Annotated in this window: 15 protein-coding genes; 13 read left to right on the plus strand and 2 right to left on the minus strand. The window is 74.6% G+C overall.

Going from position 1 to position 16925, the window contains the following annotated elements:
• Positions 1-23: 23 nt before the first annotated feature.
• Genes ACIBQ8_RS15025 through ACIBQ8_RS15045 form a run of 5 tightly spaced genes read left to right on the plus strand, consistent with a single transcriptional unit; the run spans position 24 to position 4644 of the window.
• A complete protein-coding gene (locus tag ACIBQ8_RS15025) occupies positions 24-557 on the plus strand; it encodes a 2,4'-dihydroxyacetophenone dioxygenase family protein (RefSeq protein WP_352324601.1) in 534 nt (177 codons plus the stop codon).
• 48 nt (positions 558-605) lie between these two features.
• A complete protein-coding gene (locus tag ACIBQ8_RS15030; protein WP_397192182.1) occupies positions 606-1847 on the plus strand; it encodes an MFS transporter in 1242 nt (413 codons plus the stop codon).
• A complete protein-coding gene (locus ACIBQ8_RS15035) occupies positions 1844-2893 on the plus strand; it encodes a 2,3-butanediol dehydrogenase (protein ID WP_397192183.1) in 1050 nt (349 codons plus the stop codon). The genes ACIBQ8_RS15030 and ACIBQ8_RS15035 overlap by 4 nt, the downstream gene beginning before the upstream one ends.
• Entirely contained in the window at positions 2890-3624 is a 735-nt protein-coding gene (locus ACIBQ8_RS15040; protein WP_364336828.1) for an SDR family NAD(P)-dependent oxidoreductase, read from the plus strand. The genes ACIBQ8_RS15035 and ACIBQ8_RS15040 overlap by 4 nt, the downstream gene beginning before the upstream one ends.
• A gap of 54 nt (positions 3625-3678) precedes the next feature.
• Complete coding sequence (locus tag ACIBQ8_RS15045; protein WP_397175897.1) at positions 3679-4644, plus strand: helix-turn-helix domain-containing protein; 966 nt, start codon at positions 3679-3681, stop codon at positions 4642-4644.
• 39 nt (positions 4645-4683) lie between these two features.
• On the opposite strand, the gene ACIBQ8_RS15050 is transcribed toward ACIBQ8_RS15045, so the two are convergent.
• Positions 4684-6153, minus strand: a complete 1470-nt coding sequence (locus ACIBQ8_RS15050) for an IclR family transcriptional regulator C-terminal domain-containing protein (protein ID WP_397192184.1) — start codon at positions 6151-6153, stop codon at positions 4684-4686.
• A gap of 142 nt (positions 6154-6295) precedes the next feature.
• Here ACIBQ8_RS15050 and ACIBQ8_RS15055 point away from each other — a divergent pair, with 142 nt between their 5' ends.
• The 8 genes from ACIBQ8_RS15055 to ACIBQ8_RS15090 are packed head-to-tail and all read left to right on the plus strand — an operon-like array spanning position 6296 to position 13832.
• A complete protein-coding gene (locus ACIBQ8_RS15055; RefSeq protein WP_397192185.1) occupies positions 6296-7051 on the plus strand; it encodes a CoA transferase subunit A in 756 nt (251 codons plus the stop codon).
• The gene (locus ACIBQ8_RS15060; RefSeq protein WP_397192186.1) at positions 7048-7677 is read left to right on the plus strand and encodes a CoA transferase subunit B; all 630 of its coding nucleotides are present in this window, start codon (positions 7048-7050) and stop codon (positions 7675-7677) included. The genes ACIBQ8_RS15055 and ACIBQ8_RS15060 overlap by 4 nt, the downstream gene beginning before the upstream one ends.
• Complete coding sequence (locus tag ACIBQ8_RS15065) at positions 7674-8822, plus strand: thiolase family protein (RefSeq protein WP_397175902.1); 1149 nt, start codon at positions 7674-7676, stop codon at positions 8820-8822. The genes ACIBQ8_RS15060 and ACIBQ8_RS15065 overlap by 4 nt, the downstream gene beginning before the upstream one ends.
• A 5-nt stretch (positions 8823-8827) precedes the next feature.
• On the plus strand, positions 8828-9580 hold the full coding sequence (pcaH, locus tag ACIBQ8_RS15070) for a protocatechuate 3,4-dioxygenase subunit beta (RefSeq protein WP_397192187.1): 753 nt from the start codon (positions 8828-8830) through the stop codon (positions 9578-9580).
• Positions 9577-10101, plus strand: a complete 525-nt coding sequence (gene pcaG, locus ACIBQ8_RS15075; protein WP_352328073.1) for a protocatechuate 3,4-dioxygenase subunit alpha — start codon at positions 9577-9579, stop codon at positions 10099-10101. Before pcaH ends, pcaG begins: the two co-directional genes overlap by 4 nt.
• Positions 10088-11275, plus strand: coding sequence for a 3-carboxy-cis,cis-muconate cycloisomerase (gene pcaB / locus ACIBQ8_RS15080; protein ID WP_397192188.1), 1188 nt, complete (start codon positions 10088-10090; stop codon positions 11273-11275). Before pcaG ends, pcaB begins: the two co-directional genes overlap by 14 nt.
• Positions 11276-11277: 2 nt before the next feature.
• A complete protein-coding gene (gene pcaC / locus ACIBQ8_RS15085; protein WP_397192248.1) occupies positions 11278-12375 on the plus strand; it encodes a 4-carboxymuconolactone decarboxylase in 1098 nt (365 codons plus the stop codon).
• Entirely contained in the window at positions 12372-13832 is a 1461-nt protein-coding gene (locus ACIBQ8_RS15090; RefSeq protein ID WP_397175905.1) for an aldehyde dehydrogenase family protein, read from the plus strand. Before pcaC ends, ACIBQ8_RS15090 begins: the two co-directional genes overlap by 4 nt.
• 52 nt (positions 13833-13884) lie before the next feature.
• Here the strand turns inward: ACIBQ8_RS15090 and ACIBQ8_RS15095 are convergent, their stop codons facing one another.
• Positions 13885-16779, minus strand: coding sequence for a M36 family metallopeptidase (locus ACIBQ8_RS15095; RefSeq protein ID WP_397192189.1), 2895 nt, complete (start codon positions 16777-16779; stop codon positions 13885-13887).
• Positions 16780-16925 lie beyond the last annotated feature (146 nt).

Consider the following 16925-nt stretch of genomic DNA (forward strand, 5'->3'; position numbering starts at 1 on the left):
ACGACACGAAAGGGGCCGTTCAGATGCCCGACAACCCCACCGGCGAGTTCTGGAAGGACCTGCGGCCGATCGAGAACTCCTTCCGGCCGGACGCGCTGCCCGAGGTGTACCTGTCCAAGGTGGCCACCGACGACGACCGGTACTACGTGCCGTTCACCGAGACCGTCGGCTCCCGTCCGCTGTGGATCAACGTCAAGGACAACAGCTGGGCCGACATCCTGCGGGCCAAGGAGGCCGGGCTGGTCAACCGGCACTACCACCCGCACGAGGTGTTCGCGTACACGATCTCCGGCAAGTGGGGCTACCTGGAACGCCCCTGGACGGCCACCGCCGGCGACTTCGTCTACGAGGCCCCTGGCGAGGGCCACACGCTGGTCGCCTACGACAGCGGCGAGCCGATGAAGACGTTCTTCATCGTCAAGGGCCCGCTGGTCTGGCTGGACGAGAACGGCGACCCCGACGGCTTCTTCGACGTGCACGACTACATCAAGATGTGCCGCGAGCACTACGAGAAGGTCGGCATCGGCGCCGACTACGTCAACTCCCTGTTCCGCTGACCGCCGCCCCGCCGCATCCCCCGCCGCATCCCCCGAAATGAGAGCGTCATGACCGACATCGCGGTCGCGCCGGACACCAGGGCCGCCGACCGGTACGAGAACCGCCTTCTCGTCATCCTCTTCCTGTCCTTCGGCTTCGTCTTCTTCGACCGGCAGGCGCTGTCGTTCCTGGCGCCGTACATGGACCGGGACTTCGGCCTGTCCAACGCCGAGCTCGGCACGCTGTCCGGCGTGCTCGCCCTCACCTGGGCGCTGGCCGGGATGTTCGCCGGCCGCCTGTCCGACATGCTCGGCAGGCGCAAGCCCATCCTGGTCGTGGCCGTGGTGCTGTTCTCGCTGTTCTCGGCCTCGTCGGGGCTGATGGGCGGGTTCGCCGGGCTGCTGGCCGCCCGCGCGCTGATGGGCACGGCCGAGGGCGCCGTGCTGCCGATGGCGCAGTCGCTCATGGTCGAGGCCAGCCGGGAACGCCGCAGGGGCTTCAACATGGGCCTGCTGCAGGGCTCGTCGGCCGGGCTGCTCGGCGGCATCCTCGCGCCGCTGGTCGTGGTGTGGATCGCCGAGACCTACGACTGGCGGGTCGCCTTCTACGTCACGATCATGCCGGGCCTGGTGATGGCCCTGCTGATCGCCAAGTTCGTCCGCGAGCGGTCGCCGCGGACGGCGGCCGGGGCGCCCGCCAAGGAGCCGAGGGTGCCGCTGGGCGAGGTGCTGAAGCTGCGCAACATCGTCGTCTGCATGCTCATCGCCTGCTGCTACCTGACGTGGTTCGTCACCATCATCACCTTCACGCCGACGTACCTGACCCAGGTGAAGGGCTTCGGGCCGGGCACGATGAGCGGCGTCATGACGTGCCTGGGCGTGGCCTGGGTGCTCTGGGGCTTCGCCACCCCGGCCATCTCCGACCGGCTGGGACGCAAGCCCGCGCTGATCGGCTTCACCGCGCTCGCGGTGTTCTGCCCGCTGGCCGTGGTCTACGTCGAGAGCCCGGTGCTGCTCGGCGCGATCATGATCGTCACCTACACCGGGCTCGGCTGCTTCACGCTGTTCATGGCCACCATCCCGGCCGAGACCGTGCCGCGCGGCGCGCTGGCCACCGCGCTCGGCGTGATCATGGGCGTGGGCGAGCTGGCGGGCGGCTTCCTGGGCCCGATGGTCGCCGGTTGGGCCTCCGACCAGTGGGGGTTGCAGGCCGCGATGTTCATCGCCGCCGGCGGCGCGCTGGTCGTGGTGGGGCTCGCCTTCGCCCTGAAGGAGACGGCCCCCGCCGTGCTGCGCAGGGCGGCCGCGTGAGGGCCGCGGTCTGGCACGGGGCCAAGGACGTGCGGGTCGAGGACGTCCCCGTGCGCGAGCCCGGCCCCGGTGAGGCCGCCATCGCGGTGGCGTACTGCGGGATCTGCGGCAGCGACCTGCACGAGTACGCCGACGGCCCGCACGCCATCCCCGTGGGCGAGCCGCATCCGGAGTCCGGCGTGCGCGCGCCGCTCGTCCTCGGCCACGAGTTCTGCGGCACGGTCACCGGCCTCGGCGCGGGCGTGACCGGCCTGGCCGTGGGCGACCGGGTCGCGGTTGAGCCGCACTACCGGTGCGGGAACTGCCCGCGCTGCCTGGCGGGGGAGTACAACATCTGCCGCCATTTCGGGTTCGCCGGGCTGATGGGGCACGGCGGGCTCGCCGAACGGGCGACGGTGCCCGCGTACATGCTGCACCGGCTGCCCGAGTCGGTGCCGCTGGAGCAGGCGGCGGTGTTCGAGCCCGCGGCCGTGGCCCTGCACGCGGTGCGGCGGGCCGGGATCCGCCCCGGCGACACCGTCGCGGTCCTCGGGCTCGGCCCGATCGGCCTGCTCGTGGCCCGCTTCGCGGCGCGGGCCGGCGCGGGCCGCGTGGTGGCCGCCGACCGCTCGCCCGCCCGTCTGGAGCTGGCCCGCCGCCTGGGCGCGGAGACGGCGGCGGGCGACGGGCTGGCCGCGGCGGTCGGCGGGGAGGGCGCGGACGTCGTCTTCGAGGCCGTCGGCTCGGAGGACACGCTGCGCGCCTGCCTGGCCGCCACCAGACGCGGCGGCCGGGTGGTGTTCCTCGGGCTGACCGGCACGGTCTCCCTCGACGCCTTCGCCCTGGTCAACAACGAGCAGACGATCGTGACCAGCGTCGGCTACCGCGACGCCTATCCCGAGCTGATCCGCATGGTCGCCGAGGAGGGCGCGGACCTGGCCGCGATCGTCACCGCGACCATCCCGCTGGAGCACGTGGTGCGCGACGGGTTCGAGGCGCTGCTGCGCGGCGAGGACCAGGTCAAGGTGCTGGTGCGACCCTCTCGGGACGGGGGGCGGCTCCGGTGACCGACGGACTGGCACCCGGGCTGTTCGCCGGGCGGCACGCGTTCGTGACCGGCGGCACCTCCGGCATCGGCGCGGCGACCGCCGTGCTCCTCGCCGAGCTGGGCGCCGCCGTGACCGCGCTCGGCCTGCCGCCCGCCGACCCGGCCGAGCTGCCCGCGCACCCGCTGGTCCGGGTGGTGGAGCACGACGTGCTCGACCGGGGCGGTCTGGCCCGGCTGCTGTCGGCCGGCGATCCGCTCGACGCGCTGGTCAACTGCGCGGGCGTCAGCCACGACCGCGAGGAGTACGACCTGGCCCGCTGGCAGCGCGTCATCGAGGTCAACCTGACCGCCACCATGGTCGCCTGCCAGGCCGCCCGCCCGGCGCTGGCCGAGCACGGCGGCGCGATCGTGAACGTCTCCTCCATGTTCGCCTTCTCCGGCAGCAGGGACCGGCCCGCCTACAGCGCAAGCAAGGGCGGCGTCTCCCAGCTCACGAAGTCGCTGGCGGCCGAGTACGCCGCCGACGGCATCAGGGTCAACGCCGTCGCCCCCGGCTTCGTGGTCACCCCGCTGGCCCGCGGCGTGCTCGACGACCCGCCGGCCCTGGCGCAGGTGCTGGCCCGCATCCCCGGCGGGCGGCTCGGCAGGCCGCGCGAGGTCGCCTCGGTGGTGGCGTTCCTGTGCTCGCCGGCCGCGTCGTACGTCACCGGGGCGGTCGTCCCCGTGGACGGAGGCTATCTGGCTGTGTGACATCTCACTTAAGCTGTGTGTCCCCTGACCGGCACGAACGCGAGGAGGGTCGCCTTGCCCGCCGTCTCCGTGATCTCCCAGGCCACGACCGAGCACGTCGAACCCGCCGAGCGCATCCACTTCTGGGAGGACTACAACCGCAGGGCGCTGGTGGGCCTGTCGTGCACGTCGTACTCCGAGCAGGGCCTGCTGGCCAGGCAGACCAACATCGAGCTGGCCGGGCTGCGGCTGGCCGAGATCGCCGGGAACGCCCACGCGATCGAGCGCAGCCCGCAGACCGTCAGGTCCACGCCGAAGGACTCGGTGTTCGCGACCCTGCTGCTCAAGGGCGAGGCGGTGTTCCTGCACGAGAACGGCTGCCTGGCGGCCACGGCGGGCGAGCTGGTCGTCTACGACACGCGCCGGCCGTACCTGTTCGGGTTCTCCTCCTCGATGCGGCAGATCCTGGTGGACGTCCCACGCGAGCTGTTCGCGCAGGCGTGCGTGGCGGGCGGGCTGCCGGGGCCGATGGTGTTCGGCAGGGCGACGGCTCGGGAGGGCGCGCTCGTGGCCGCGCTGCGCTCGATGATCGGCGGCCTGGCCGCCCTGCGGTCCGCGCCCGACCCGGCCGAGGCCGAGCGGGCCGTGCTCGACCTGCTCAGGCAGCTCGCCGAGGAGCGCACGGGCGGGCGTCCCGGGCCGGACGCCTACCGGTCGCAGCTCATCGTCGCCGAGGACTACATCGACCGGCACCTGCACGACCCCTGCCTGGGGGCGGCGCAGGTGGCCGGGGTCATGGGCATCTCCGTGCGGCACCTGGCGCGCATCTTCGAGTCCACCGGACGCTCGCCCGCCCGGCACATCGTGGAGCGGCGGCTGGTCCGGGCGCACGCCGAGCTGACCGGGCCGCGCGCGCCGGAGACCACGATCGCCGACGTGGCCCACCGGTGGGGCTTCTCCAGCCAGGCCCACTTCGCCCGCCTCTTCCGCGCCCGGTACGGCCTGACCCCGAGCGAGGCCCGCGCCGAGGCCACCCGGTAGGCGGTCACCCGGTAGGCGGTCACCCGGTGGACGGGCCGGCTAGGGGAGGCGGCCGGTGTGCGCGAGGTCGGCCTCCATGCGCGCGGCCGTCCGCCTGAGCTCGGGCAGCACGTCGCGCAGCAGGTGCTCGCGGCTGGCCCGGCCGGCGTGCGTGGCCACGTTGACCGCGGCCACCACGCGCCCGTCCGGCCCGCGCACGGGGACGGCGATCGACCGCACGCCCTCCTCCAGCTCCTGGTCCACCAGCGCGTAGCCGTCGGCGGCGGCCTGCCGCACGGCCGCGGCCAGCCCGTCCGGCGAGGTGATCGTGTGCCGGGACAGCGGCTTCGGCTCGATGGCGGCCACCCGCGCGGCGGGCTGCCCGGCCAGCAGCACCCGGCCCATGGACGTGGCGTACGCCGGGAAGCGGGTGCCGACCGTGATGTCCACGCTCATGATGCTGACCGTGGGCACCCGGGCCACGTAGAGCACGTCGTCGCCGGACAGCACCGCGACCGACGCCGACTCGCGGACGCGCGCCACCAGGTCGGCCAGGTGCGGCTGGACCACCTCGCCGAACGTACGCCCCGACAGGTGGGCGTAGCCGAGTTCGAGCACCTTGGGCAGCAGCACGTGGCGGTCGCCCACGGCGGCGGCGTAGCCCAGGCCCTCCAGGCTCAGCACCGCCCGCCGGACGGTGGCCCGGGGCAGGCCGGTCACCCTGGCGGACTCGGCCAGCGTGCAGCCGCCGCGCGCCGACCCGAGCGAGACCAGCACGGCCAGGCCGCGGGCGAGCGACTGCAGGTAGCCCATGCCCAGCTCCTCCTTGACGGCCCGCGAACCGTCGAGGCCGGCGGGCGCGCGGCGCGGCTCCCGTGGCCCGGCGGCCTGGGCGGCGAGGACGGCCTCCATGTCCGCCACCGTCGCGCGCAGGCGGGGCAGGGCGTGCTCGCGCAGCCCCGCCACCGTGTGCCTGCTGGTGTGGCTGACCACGCTGACCGCGCAGACCGCCGTGCCGCCGGGGTCGCGTACGGGCAGCGCGACCGCGATCAGGCCCGGCTCGATGAGCTGGTCGTCCTCGGCCCACGGCGCGGCGGGGTCGAGCAGGGCCAGCCCGGCCGCGCACCGCCCGGCGGGCAGCAGGTCGCCCACCCGGAAGGCCACCGACATCGTGCGCCGCCGGGTGAACTGGCCGACGAAGCGCACGCCGTCGCCGTCGCGCACGGCCAGCGAGACCGACTCCTCCAGCTCGGCGGCCAGCCGCTCGGCCAGGGGCGACAGGCTCTCCTGGAAGCCGTCGCAGGCCAGGTAGGCCGCGCCCAGCTCCATCAGCGGCGGCGCGAGCAGCACGTCGCGGCCCTGCGCGCGCAGGTGGCCGAGGTGCACGAGCGTGGCCAGCACGCGGTCGACCGTGGACCTGGCCAGCCCGGTGGCGCGGACGAGGTCGGTCGCGCGCATGGGCCGCCCGGGGTCGGCGGCCAGCACGCGCAGCACGGCCAGGCCGCGCTCCAGGGTCCCGGCCGGTTCCATCGGCGACTCCTCGTCCAGGTGGGGGCTTTGACAGGAACGCCCCGGTTACAGATACTCGAACTCATAATAGTGAACTAAAGTTCGCAGAGCGAACACCCCTCGGGCGGGCACTCGGCGGACACCCTCGGCTGAACGGAGCGTCGTGCGGAGAGACAAGGTGGTCGCGACGGCCGCGGAGGCGCTGGCCGGCGTGCGGGACGGCGCGTCGTTCGCGGTCGGCGGCTTCGGGCTCAGCGGCATCCCCAACGTGCTGATCCAGGCCCTCTACGACACCGGCGTGACCGGCATCGGCGTCGTGTCCAACAACTGCGGCGTCGACGGCGGCGGCCTCGGCATCCTGCTGGCCGCCGGGCGCATCGCCCGCGTGACCGCCTCCTACATCGGCGACAACAAGGAGTTCGCCCGGCAGTACCTGGGCGGCGACCTGGAGGTCGAGCTGACCCCGCAGGGCAGCCTGGCCGAGCGGCTGCGGGCCGGCGGCAGCGGCATCCCCGCCTTCTACACCCCGGCCGGGGTCGGCACCCCCGTCGCCGACGGCGGCCTGCCGCTGCGCCACCACCCCGACGGCACCGTAGCCGTCGCCTCGCCGCCGAAGGAGGTGCGCGAGTTCGACGGCCGGGAATACGTCCTGGAGCACGGCATACGCACCGACTTCGCGCTGGTCCGGGCGGCCAGGGGCGACCGGTCCGGCAACCTGGTCTTCCACCGCGCCGCCCGGAACTTCAACCCGCTGGCCGCCATGGCCGGGCGGGTCACCGTCGCCGAGGTCGAGGAGCTGGCCGAGCACATCGACCCCGACGAGGTCCACCTGCCCGGCGTGTTCGTGCAGCGCGTGCTCCCCCTCACCCCGGCACAGGCGGCGGACAAGGGCATCGAGAAGAGGACGGTCACCGAATGAGCTGGACCCGTGACCAGATGGTCGCGCGGGCGGCGGCCGAGCTGCGCGACGGCGACTACGTCAACCTCGGCATCGGCCTGCCCACCCGCATCCCGTCGTTCCTGCCGCCGGGCGTCGACGTGGTCCTCCACTCCGAGAACGGCATCCTCGGCGTCGGCCCCTACCCCGCGCCCGCCGACGTCGACCCCGACCTGATCAACGCGGGCAAGGAGACGGTCACCGTGCTCCCCGGCGCGTCGTTCTTCGACTCCTCGCTGTCGTTCGGCATGATCCGAGGGGGTCACATCGACGTGGCCGTGCTCGGCGCGATGCAGGTCTCGGCCCGCGGCGACCTGGCCAACTGGATGGTCCCCGGCAAGCTGGTCAAGGGCATGGGCGGGGCCATGGACCTGGTGCACGGCGCGCGCAAGGTCATCGTGATCATGGAGCACAACGCCAAGGACGGCTCACCCAAGATCGTCGCGGAGTGCTCGCTGCCCCTGACGGGCCGGCGATGCGTGCACCGGATCATCACCGACCTCGGCGTCCTCGACGTCACCGAGAAGGGGCTGGCCCTGGCCGAGAGAGCGCCGGGCGTGGGCCTGGACGAGCTGCGCAACCGTACCGACGCGGAGGTCATCGCATGAAGGACGTCTACATCGTCGACGCCGTCCGCACGCCGTTCGGCCGCCACGGCGGCGCGCTGGCCAAGGTGCGCCCCGACGACCTGGCCGCGCACGTCGTCGCGGCGCTGGTCGAGCGGACCGGCCAGGAGAGCGCCGACGAGGTGGTCATGGGCAACGCCAACGGCGCGGGCGAGGAGAACCGCAACGTCGCCCGGATGGCCGCGCTGCTGGCCGGACTGCCGGTCACCACGCCCGGCGCCACCGTCAACCGGCTGTGCGGGTCGGGCATGGAGGCGGTCATCCAGGCGTACCGGGCGATCGCGGTCGGCGACGCCTCGGCGGTGATCGCGGGCGGCGTCGAGTCGATGACCCGCGCGCCCTGGGTGCTGCCCAAGCCCGACCGCGCCTTCCCGGCGGGCGGCGGGGAGCTGGTCTCCACGACGCTCGGCTGGCGGCTGGTCAACCCGAGGATGCCCGCCGAGCACACGGTCGCGCTCGGTGAGGGCGCCGAGCTGATCGCCGACAAGCACGGCATCACCCGCGAGGAGCAGGACGCGTACGCGCTGGGCAGCCACCGGAAGGCGGCCAAGGCGGCCCTCGACCGCGAGATCGTCCCGATCGCCGGCCTGACCAGGGACGAGGGCATCCGCGACGACACCTCGGCCGAGGCGCTGGCCAGGCTCAAGCCGGTGTTCAGAAGGGACGGCGGCACGGTCACGGCCGGCAACTCCTCCCCGCTGAACGACGGCGCGGCGGCGCTGCTGCTGACCGACGAGGAGGGGCTGCGCGGCCGCGAGCCGCTGGCCCGCCTCACCGCGAGCGCCGCGAGCGCGCTGGAGCCGCGCTACTTCGGGCTCGGCCCGGTCGAGGCCGTGCGCAAGGCGCTGGCCAAGGCGGGCAAGGGCTTCGGCGACCTGTCGACCGTCGAGCTGAACGAGGCGTTCGCCGCGCAGGTGCTCGGCTGCCTGGCCGAGCTGCCCGAGCTCGACCCCGCCCTGGTCAACCCCGACGGCGGCGCGATCGCGATCGGCCACCCGCTCGGCGCCTCCGGGGCCCGCGTCACCGGCGCCGTGGCCCACCGGCTGGCCGCGGCCGGCTCGGGCGTCGGGCTCGCCTCCCTCTGCATCGGCGTCGGCCAGGGGCTGGCCGTCGTACTCGAAAGGTAGCGTCCATGTCCGAACCACTCACGCAGGCCGACATCGACCGCGAGATCGCCGCGCTGAGCGAGTCCCGCGGCGAGCGGCCCGCCGACCACCCCTCGCGCGACTACGCCCCCTACCGCAGCACCCTGCTGCGCCACCCCAAGCAGCCGCTGGTCGCGCTGAAGGACCCGGAGGCGAGCGAGCTGGCCGGCCCGGTGTTCGGCGTCACGGACGTGACCGCCCTCGACTCCGACCTGACCCGCCAGCACCTCGGCGAGCCGCTGGGCGAGCGGATCACCGTGACCGGACGGGTGCTCGACCGCCAGGGCCGGCCCGTGCGTGGCCAGCTCGTGGAGATCTGGCAGGCCAACTCCGCCGGGCGCTACCTGCACCAGCGCGACGACCACCCCGCGCCGCTCGACCCCAACTTCTCCGGCGTCGGCCGCTGCCTGACCGACGACGACGGCCGCTACCACTTCACCACGATCAAGCCCGGCCCCTATCCCTGGCGCAACCACCTCAACGCCTGGCGGCCCGCGCACATCCACTTCTCGCTGTTCGGCACGGCCTTCGCCCAGCGGCTGGTGACCCAGATGTACTTCCCCGGCGACCCGCTGTTCCCCTACGACCCGATCCTGCAGTCGGTCACCGACGACGCCGCCCGGCAGCGGCTGGTCTCGACCTACGCGCACGACCTGTCCAAGCCCGAGTGGTCGCTCGGCTACCGGTGGGACATCGTGCTCGACGGGCCCGCCGCGACCTGGATGGAGGAAGGCCGATGAACCCCACCCCCTCGCAGACGGTCGGCCCGTTCTACGGCTACGCGCTGCCCTTCCCCGGCGGCGGCGACCTGGCCGCCGGCGGCATCACCGTGCACGGCCGCGTCTACGACGGCGCGGGCGACCCGATCCCCGACGCGCTGCTGGAGTTCTGGCAGGCCGACCCCACGGGCGACCTGTCGGGCGCGCCGGGCTCGCTGCGCCGCGACCCGGTCAACGGCGCGGTCATCGGCCGGCACGGCGTCGACTTCACCGGGTTCGGCCGCGTCCCCACCGACGCCGACGGCCACTGGACCTTGCGCACGGTCGAGCCGGGCAACGGGTACATCAGCGTGTGCGTGTTCGCCCGCGGCCTGCTCCACCACCTGTTCACCCGCATCTACCTGCGACCCGACGCCTTCCTCGACTCGCTGCCGCCCGAGCGGGCGCGCACGCTGGTCGCGGTCGAGGAGCGGGAGGGCGTCCACCGCTTCGACATCCATCTTCAGGGCGAGAAGGAGACGGTCTTCCTTGACTTCGGCTGACCCCGGCGGCGGGAACCCGGGCGCGTCCTCCGTGGGCGCCCTGGGCGACTTCGGGCTGCTCGCGCCCATGCGCGGCGGGGCCGAGGCGACCGGCGACGTGGCGGTCCTGCAGGCCATGCTCGACGCGGAGGCCGCGCTCACCCGGGTGCTGGCCGCGCTCGGGCGCGCGCCGCGGGAGGCGGCCGACGCCGTGACCGCCGCGGCCCGCGCCGAGCTGTTCGACCCGGCCGGCCTGGCCGCGCGGGCCCGTTCGGGCGGCAACCCGGTCATCCCGCTGGTGGAGGACCTGCGCGCCGCCGCCGGGCCGTACGGGCAGTACGTGCACGCGGGCGCGACCAGTCAGGACATCCTGGACACCGCGCTCATGCTGGTCGCCCACCGGACGCTCGGGCCGGTCCTGGACGACCTCGACCGGGTGGCCGCCGGGCTCGCCACGCTGGCGTGGGCCCACCGCGACACCGTCATGGCCGCCCGCACGCTCACCCAGCAGGCCGTGCCCACCACGTTCGGGCTCAAGGCGGCGGGCTGGCGGAAGCTGGCCCTCGACGCCCGCGACCGCCTCCGCGCCGCCCGCGAGGCCCTGCCCGCCCAGCTCGGCGGCCCCGCCGGCACCCTCGACCGCTTCACCGCCCCCGACCAGGACGACGCAGGCGCGGCGGCGCTGGAGGTGGCCGCCCGGTTCGCCGCCGAACTGGGGCTGGCCGCGCCCGCGCTGCCCTGGCACGTGCTGCGCACCCCCGTCGCCGACCTGGCCGGGGCGCTGGCGTTCACCGCGGGCGCGCTGGGCAAGCCGGCGGCCGACGTGCTGGTGATGTCGCGTACCGAGATCGGCGAGGTGTCCGAGGGCGTCGGCGGCGGCTCGTCGTCGATGCCGCACAAGCACAACCCCGTGCGGGCCACGATGATCGCCGCGGCGGCCCGCCAGGTGCCCGCCCAGGCCGCCGTCCTGTACGCCTCGCTCGCCGCCGAGGACGAGCGCCCGCCCGGCGCCTGGCACGCCGAGTGGCAGCCGCTGCGCGAGGCGCTGCGCCTGGTCGCCGGCGCCGCCCGCGACGCCGCGGAACTCGTCGCCGGCCTGCGGGTGCACCCCGGGCGCATGCGCGCCGCCCTGACCGTCGCCGGACCGCCCGGCGCCGCCGCCGCCCTGGTCAAGCGGGCGCTGGAGGAGAAGTGACGTTGTTGCAGCACCGGGTGGACGGCCCGGAACACGCCGAGCCGATCGTCCTCGGCCCGTCGGTCGGCACCTCGACCCGGGTGTGGGAGCCGCAGGTCGCCGCGCTGGCCCGCAGGTTCCGCGTGGTCCGCTTCGACCTGCCGGGACACGGCGGCTCCCCGCCGCTCGGCGTGTCCACGATCGACGGCCTGGCCGGGCTCGTCCTGGACCTGGCCGACGACCTGGGCCTGGACGCCTTCCACTACGCCGGCATCTCCATCGGCGGCGCGATCGGCGCCACCCTGGCCCTGCGCCACCCCGCACGCCTGCGGTCCCTGGCGATGATCTGCTCCTCGGCCCGCTTCGGCGAGCCGGACGGCTGGCGCGAGCGCGCCGCGCTGGTCCGCGAGCGGGGCACCGCGCCGCTGCTGGAGCCCACGGCCAAGCGCTGGTTCGCCGGGCCGGGCGACCCGGCGCTGCTGGACGACCTCGCCGCCGCCGACCCCGCCGGCTACGCCGCCTGCTGCGACGCCCTGGCCGGCTACGACCTGCGCGCCGAGCTGCCCGGCATCGCCGTCCCCACGCTGGTCCTGGCCGGCCGCGACGACCCCGCCACGCCGCCCGCGCACGCCAGGGAGCTGGCCGACGGCATCCCCGGCGCGACGCTCGTGGAGGTGCCGGGAGCGGCCCACCTGGCCGGCGTCGACCAGCCGGACCGGGTCACCGCCGCGCTGCTCGCCCACCTGCCCGCCGCCCCCGGCATGCGGGTGCGCCGGGAAGTGCTCGGGGACGCCCACGTCGACCGGGCCGTAGCCCGCACCACCGCCTTCACCAGCGACTTCCAGGACCTCATCACGCGCTACGCCTGGGGTGAGATCTGGACCAGGCCCGGCCTCGACCGGCGCACCAGGAGCTGCGTCACCCTCACCGCGCTGGTCGCGCACGGGCACCTCGACGAGCTGGCCATGCACGTCCGCGCCGCCGTGCGCAACGGGCTGACGGCCGACGAGATCGGCGAGGTGCTGCTGCAGAGCGCGATCTACTGCGGGGTGCCGGCCGCCAACGCGGCGTTCGCCGTCGCCCAGCGCGTCCTTACCGAGATATCAGGGGAGTCCGCATGACCATCGCCCGTGACCTGCTGATCGGCGGCAAGAACGTGCCCGCCCAGAGCGGCCGTACGACGCCCGACCTGGCCCCCTACACCGGCGAGGTGTACGCGACCGTGGCCGCCGCGGGCGTCGAGGACGTCACCTCGGCCGTGGACGCGGCCCAGGCCGCCTTCGACGGCTGGGCCGCCACCAGCCCGTTCGCCCGCCGGGCGATCTTCCTCAAGGCCGCCGACCTGCTCCAGGAGCGCGGCGAGCAGGCCGTGGCGCTGATGGCCGCCGAGGTCGGCGGCACCCGCCCGTGGGCGCTGTTCAACGTCGGGCTGGCCGCGAACATGCTGCGCGAGGCAGCCGCCGCGATCACCGCGCCGCGCGGCGAGGTGCTCACCGCGCAGGAGGAGGGCGTGCTCGGCCTGGCCGTGCGCGAGCCGCTCGGCGTGGTGGCCGCCTTCTCGCCGTGGAACGCGCCGATCATCCTCGGCGTGCGCTCGGTGGCCGCCGCCCTGGCCGCGGGCAACACCGTCGTCATGAAGCCCAGCGAGGACGCCCCCATCGCGTGCGGCCTGTTCGTCGCCGACCTGCTGCACGAGGCCGGGCTGCCCGCGGGCGTGCTCAACGTGGTCACCAACGACCCGGCCGACGCCGCCGTGGTCGCCGAGGCGCTCATCGCCGACCCCCGCGTCCGCGCGGTCAACTTCACCGGCTCCACCGAGGTCGGCCGGATCGTCGGCACCCACGCCGCCCGCCACCTCAAGCCCGCCCTGCTGGAGCTGGGCGGCAAGAACGCCATCATCGTCCTGGACGACGCCGACCTCGGCCACGCCGTCGACGCCGCCGCGTTCGGCGTCTACATGAACGCGGGCCAGATCTGCATGTCGGGCGACCGCGTGCTGGTGCACGAGTCGCTGGCCGAGGAGTTCGGCCGCCGGTTCGCCGACAAGGTGCGCGCGCTGCCCGCCGGCGACCCGTCCCGGCCGGAGACCGTGATCGGGCCGCTGGTCAGCGCGGAGGCCGCACGCCGGGTGGCCGGGCTGGTCGCCGACGCGGTCGCCAAGGGCGCGAGGGTGCTGGCCGGCGGCGGCGAGCCCGAGGGCGCGGTGCACCCGGCCACGGTGCTGACCGATGTGCCGAAGCACGCCGGTCTGTACTACGGCGAGGCGTTCGGCCCGGTGTGCGTGGTCGGCACCTTCGCCACCGACGACGAGGCCGTGGCCCTGGCCAACGACACCGAGCACGGCCTGACCGCCGGGATCATCACCGAGAACGGCACCCACGGCCTGCGCGTGGCCCGCCGCCTGCGGACCGGCATCGTGCACGTCAACGACCAGTCCGTGGGCGACGAGCCGCAGGCGCCGTTCGGCGGGGCCGGCTCCTCCGGCTACGGCCGGTTCGGCGGCCGGTGGGGCCTGGAGGCGTTCAGCAACACCCGCTGGATCACCCTGGCGACCGAACAGGCCCACTACCCGTTCTGACGCCAGGCCCGTTCCCATGAGCGGCGGGCCGGTCGGCCGGCCCGCCGCCGGGTCAGTGGGCGTACGCCTGGAACTCCGCCGCCCGCACCTGCTCGCGCGCCGGGCTCGCCGTGGCGCAGTCGGTCGCCGAGCCGGGGTCGGCGTCCTGCTCGCCCGCGTAGCGCGGGTTGCCGGTGCACTGGCTGGCGACCACCCGCAGCATCAGGTGGGTGGCGCTGGTCGGCGGCACCCGGAAGGAGCGCACCAGCAGGTCCGCGCCGCGCGGCCGGGGCAGCGTGGCGTCGAACGCGTCCGCCGGGCTGGTGTAGACCTTCCTGAAGCTCGCCGGGTCGGCGCAGTTCGCGGCGCAGGCCAGCACCTCGAACGCGCGCAGCGCCGAGAACCTGTTCTGCCCGCCCGGGTCGGCGGCGTCGCCGACGTCGGGCCGGAGCATCGCGCTCACCTGGACCCTGCGCACCGTGACGGGACGCTCGCCCGCCAGGTCCACGACGACCGACTTGCCGGCCGGCGCGCCGGTGCGCGAGGCCCAGTTCGTGGCCTCGGTGTCGTCGATCAGCCGGGCCTGGTTGACGCCGTCGCCGGCGGCCGTCGCGCCCGCCGCGGCCGAGGCGAGGTTGCGCGGCAGCGGCAGCGGGAGCGGCAGCTTCGCCCCGGCCACCACCGGGAACGTCAGCCGCGCGTGCCCGAACCCGGCGCCCGCCACCACGAACCGGTACGTCCCCGGCGTCATCTCGACGGTGTCGCCCAGCGGCGTGGCCGGATCGGTGTCGGCGACCGGCACCGCGCGGCCCTCGTAGTCGCCCACGTAGAGCCGCAGGGCAGCGTCCCTGGCCTCGCCGAGCGGCTTGAGCTGGAGGGAGCCGTTGCGGCCCGCCGGGTCGACGAAGCTCGGCGTCGGGTCGGGGTCGTTCGGGCCGTTGCTGGCCGCGCCCTCGCCCAGGCCGTGCTCGGCGAACGCCCGCCACAGGATGTCCTGGTTAGCGCCGTCGAAGCGGATGGCGTCGGCGGCCAGGATCGCGTCCCGGTGGTCGACGTAGCTGACCGCGCCTGAGGCCATCAGCAGCAGGGCGTCGTAGGAGAGCTGCGCCCACCGCCGGTTGCCGGGGCACCGGTCCACCGCCACCTTGCCGTCGGCGCAGTCGCGCTGCCGGGCCGGCGTGCCCTTGCCGTACCGCTTGACGAACGCCTCGCGGACGCCGAACTGGGTGGCGGTCCAGATCTCGCCGTCCGCGTGCACCTGCGTGCCGACCAGGTCGTAGGACAGGTCGCTGTAGTTCAGCGGCGACCTGGACATGTCGTAGTTGCGGATGCCCCGCGCCCGGTCGCCGGTGACGTACGGGCCGATCACGTACGGGGTCGCGCCGTAGGAGCGGAAGCCGTACTCGTCGAGGTACTCCATGGCGAACAGGTCGGAGGTGCTCTCGTTCATGGCGCCCGCCTGCGCGCCGCTCCAGCCGGCGTTCGGGCCGGCGATCATGCGGCCGGAGATGGCGTGGCTGTACTCGTGGCCGATGACCGACATGTCGTAGTCGCCGTCCACGCAGGGGGCGTAGAACGAGCCGGCGATCGGCTGCCACAGGTACATGTTGGTGATCGGGGCGACGCCGTCGGGGCCGGTGATCTGGTTTGCGTTGTCGCGTACCGACGCCACGCGCGCCCCGGCCTGGGCGTTGCCCAGCTCGGGGTCGTTGCCGAGCCCGCCGCGGTCGCCGTTGTCCACCTGCATGTTCCAGGCGGACTCGGTGAAGCCGAGCCGGTAGGACCAGTCGTGCATGCGGTTGTGCATGGCGTTGAGGTTGGCGATGGCGGCCTCCAGGTCCGCCTCGCCCGGCTGGTCGAACGTCGCCGGGTCGCACTTGGCCCGGTGCCAGGTGTTGCGCCACGGGTAGACGTAGTCGCGGTCCGGGGAGGGCGCGTTCGCGCGGGTGCCGACGGTGAACGGGTCGCCGTTCGCGCGGTTCTCGTACGTCCGGGCGGCGTTGCCGGCGCTGGTGCGGGTCGGTGTGCCGGTGGCGTGGTCCACGTCCCAGGCGCGGCCGGTCGCCGGGTCGCCGCCGGTGGCGAGGTCGCAGCCGGGCCCGGCCGCCTGGCACCAGGTCCGCCGGGTGTCGTCGGCGGAGTAGTCGCCGGGCGGGTTGACCGGGAAGGCCGCCCAGCGCGGGTTCTCCGGGTCGAAGTGGTCGACCAGGTTCTCGCGGGTGAGGACGCCGCCGCTGACCGCGTCCACGTGGGTGGTGTACGCCGCCGCCGCGCCCTTCCCGCCGCCGATCAGGACCACCTGGTACGCGCTGTGCACGCCGTCCGGCGCGGGCACGGCCACCTTCGTGACCTGCTTCGTCGTCGCCGTGGCCAGGTCCACGCCGCCGTCGCGGGCCGCGATCTCCAGGGCCCGCGCCTCGCTGATCGCGGCGGCCGGCGGAGCGGCCTGCTCACGGGCGAGCGAGGAGGTCACGTGGCGCACCTTCCCGTGCACGACGCCGACCGCGACGAGCCCGTCCACCCCGGCCGGCAGCCCGCCGAACCGCTGGCGCAGGAGCACCACGTGACCGGCGCCGAGGGGGTTGACCGCGACCTTCTCCAGCCCGGCGACCTCCTCCGCCGACAGGCCGAACAGCGGCTCGTTGGCGGCCAGGTAGGCGCGGGCGGCCCGTTCGGGGTCCTCACCCAGTCCCTCGGCCAGCGGCGCGGCGCCGGTGACGACGGCGGGGGTGCCGAGGGCGTTCCAGCGGATCCGCGCGCCGGCGGCCCGAGCGCCGAGCCCGGCGGGCGGCGGGACGCGGCCCTGCCGGTTGTCCAGGTCCGGTTCGCCGTGCTGCTCGGCCTGGAAGTCGTGCACGATCGGGGCCCGGCCGCCGGGTTCGCCCCGCGCGGCGCCGGTCAGGGGGAGGGCGGAGGCGGTGACCGCGAGGGCGATCACGGCGCCGCGTAACCAGGGTCTAGGGGACACAGTTCCTCCTGGGCACAGAAGACGCGCGGTTGACGCCCGTCCCGCCAGAGGTAACACCGCCCCGGAGTCCTGACAAGATCGGGTAAAGCCTCCAGGACTGTCCAGTTCTTGACACCGTCGCGTATTCAACCTGTAAGTTGATAAAC

The sequence above is a fragment of the Nonomuraea sp. NPDC049646 genome, assembly GCF_044465525.1.
Lineage (GTDB): Bacteria > Actinomycetota > Actinomycetes > Streptosporangiales > Streptosporangiaceae > Nonomuraea.

Coding starts and splice junctions, on each gene's coding strand:
- ACIBQ8_RS15025 (WP_352324601.1), top strand. CDS start 24: ATGCCCGACAACCCCACCGGCGAGTTCTGGAAGGACCTGCGGCCGATC.
- ACIBQ8_RS15030 (WP_397192182.1), top strand. CDS start 606: ATGACCGACATCGCGGTCGCGCCGGACACCAGGGCCGCCGACCGGTAC.
- ACIBQ8_RS15050 (WP_397192184.1), bottom strand. CDS start 6,153: ATGGAACCGGCCGGGACCCTGGAGCGCGGCCTGGCCGTGCTGCGCGTG.
- ACIBQ8_RS15060 (WP_397192186.1), top strand. CDS start 7,048: ATGAGCTGGACCCGTGACCAGATGGTCGCGCGGGCGGCGGCCGAGCTG.
- ACIBQ8_RS15065 (WP_397175902.1), top strand. CDS start 7,674: ATGAAGGACGTCTACATCGTCGACGCCGTCCGCACGCCGTTCGGCCGC.
- pcaH (WP_397192187.1), top strand. CDS start 8,828: ATGTCCGAACCACTCACGCAGGCCGACATCGACCGCGAGATCGCCGCG.
- pcaG (WP_352328073.1), top strand. CDS start 9,577: ATGAACCCCACCCCCTCGCAGACGGTCGGCCCGTTCTACGGCTACGCG.
- ACIBQ8_RS15090 (WP_397175905.1), top strand. CDS start 12,372: ATGACCATCGCCCGTGACCTGCTGATCGGCGGCAAGAACGTGCCCGCC.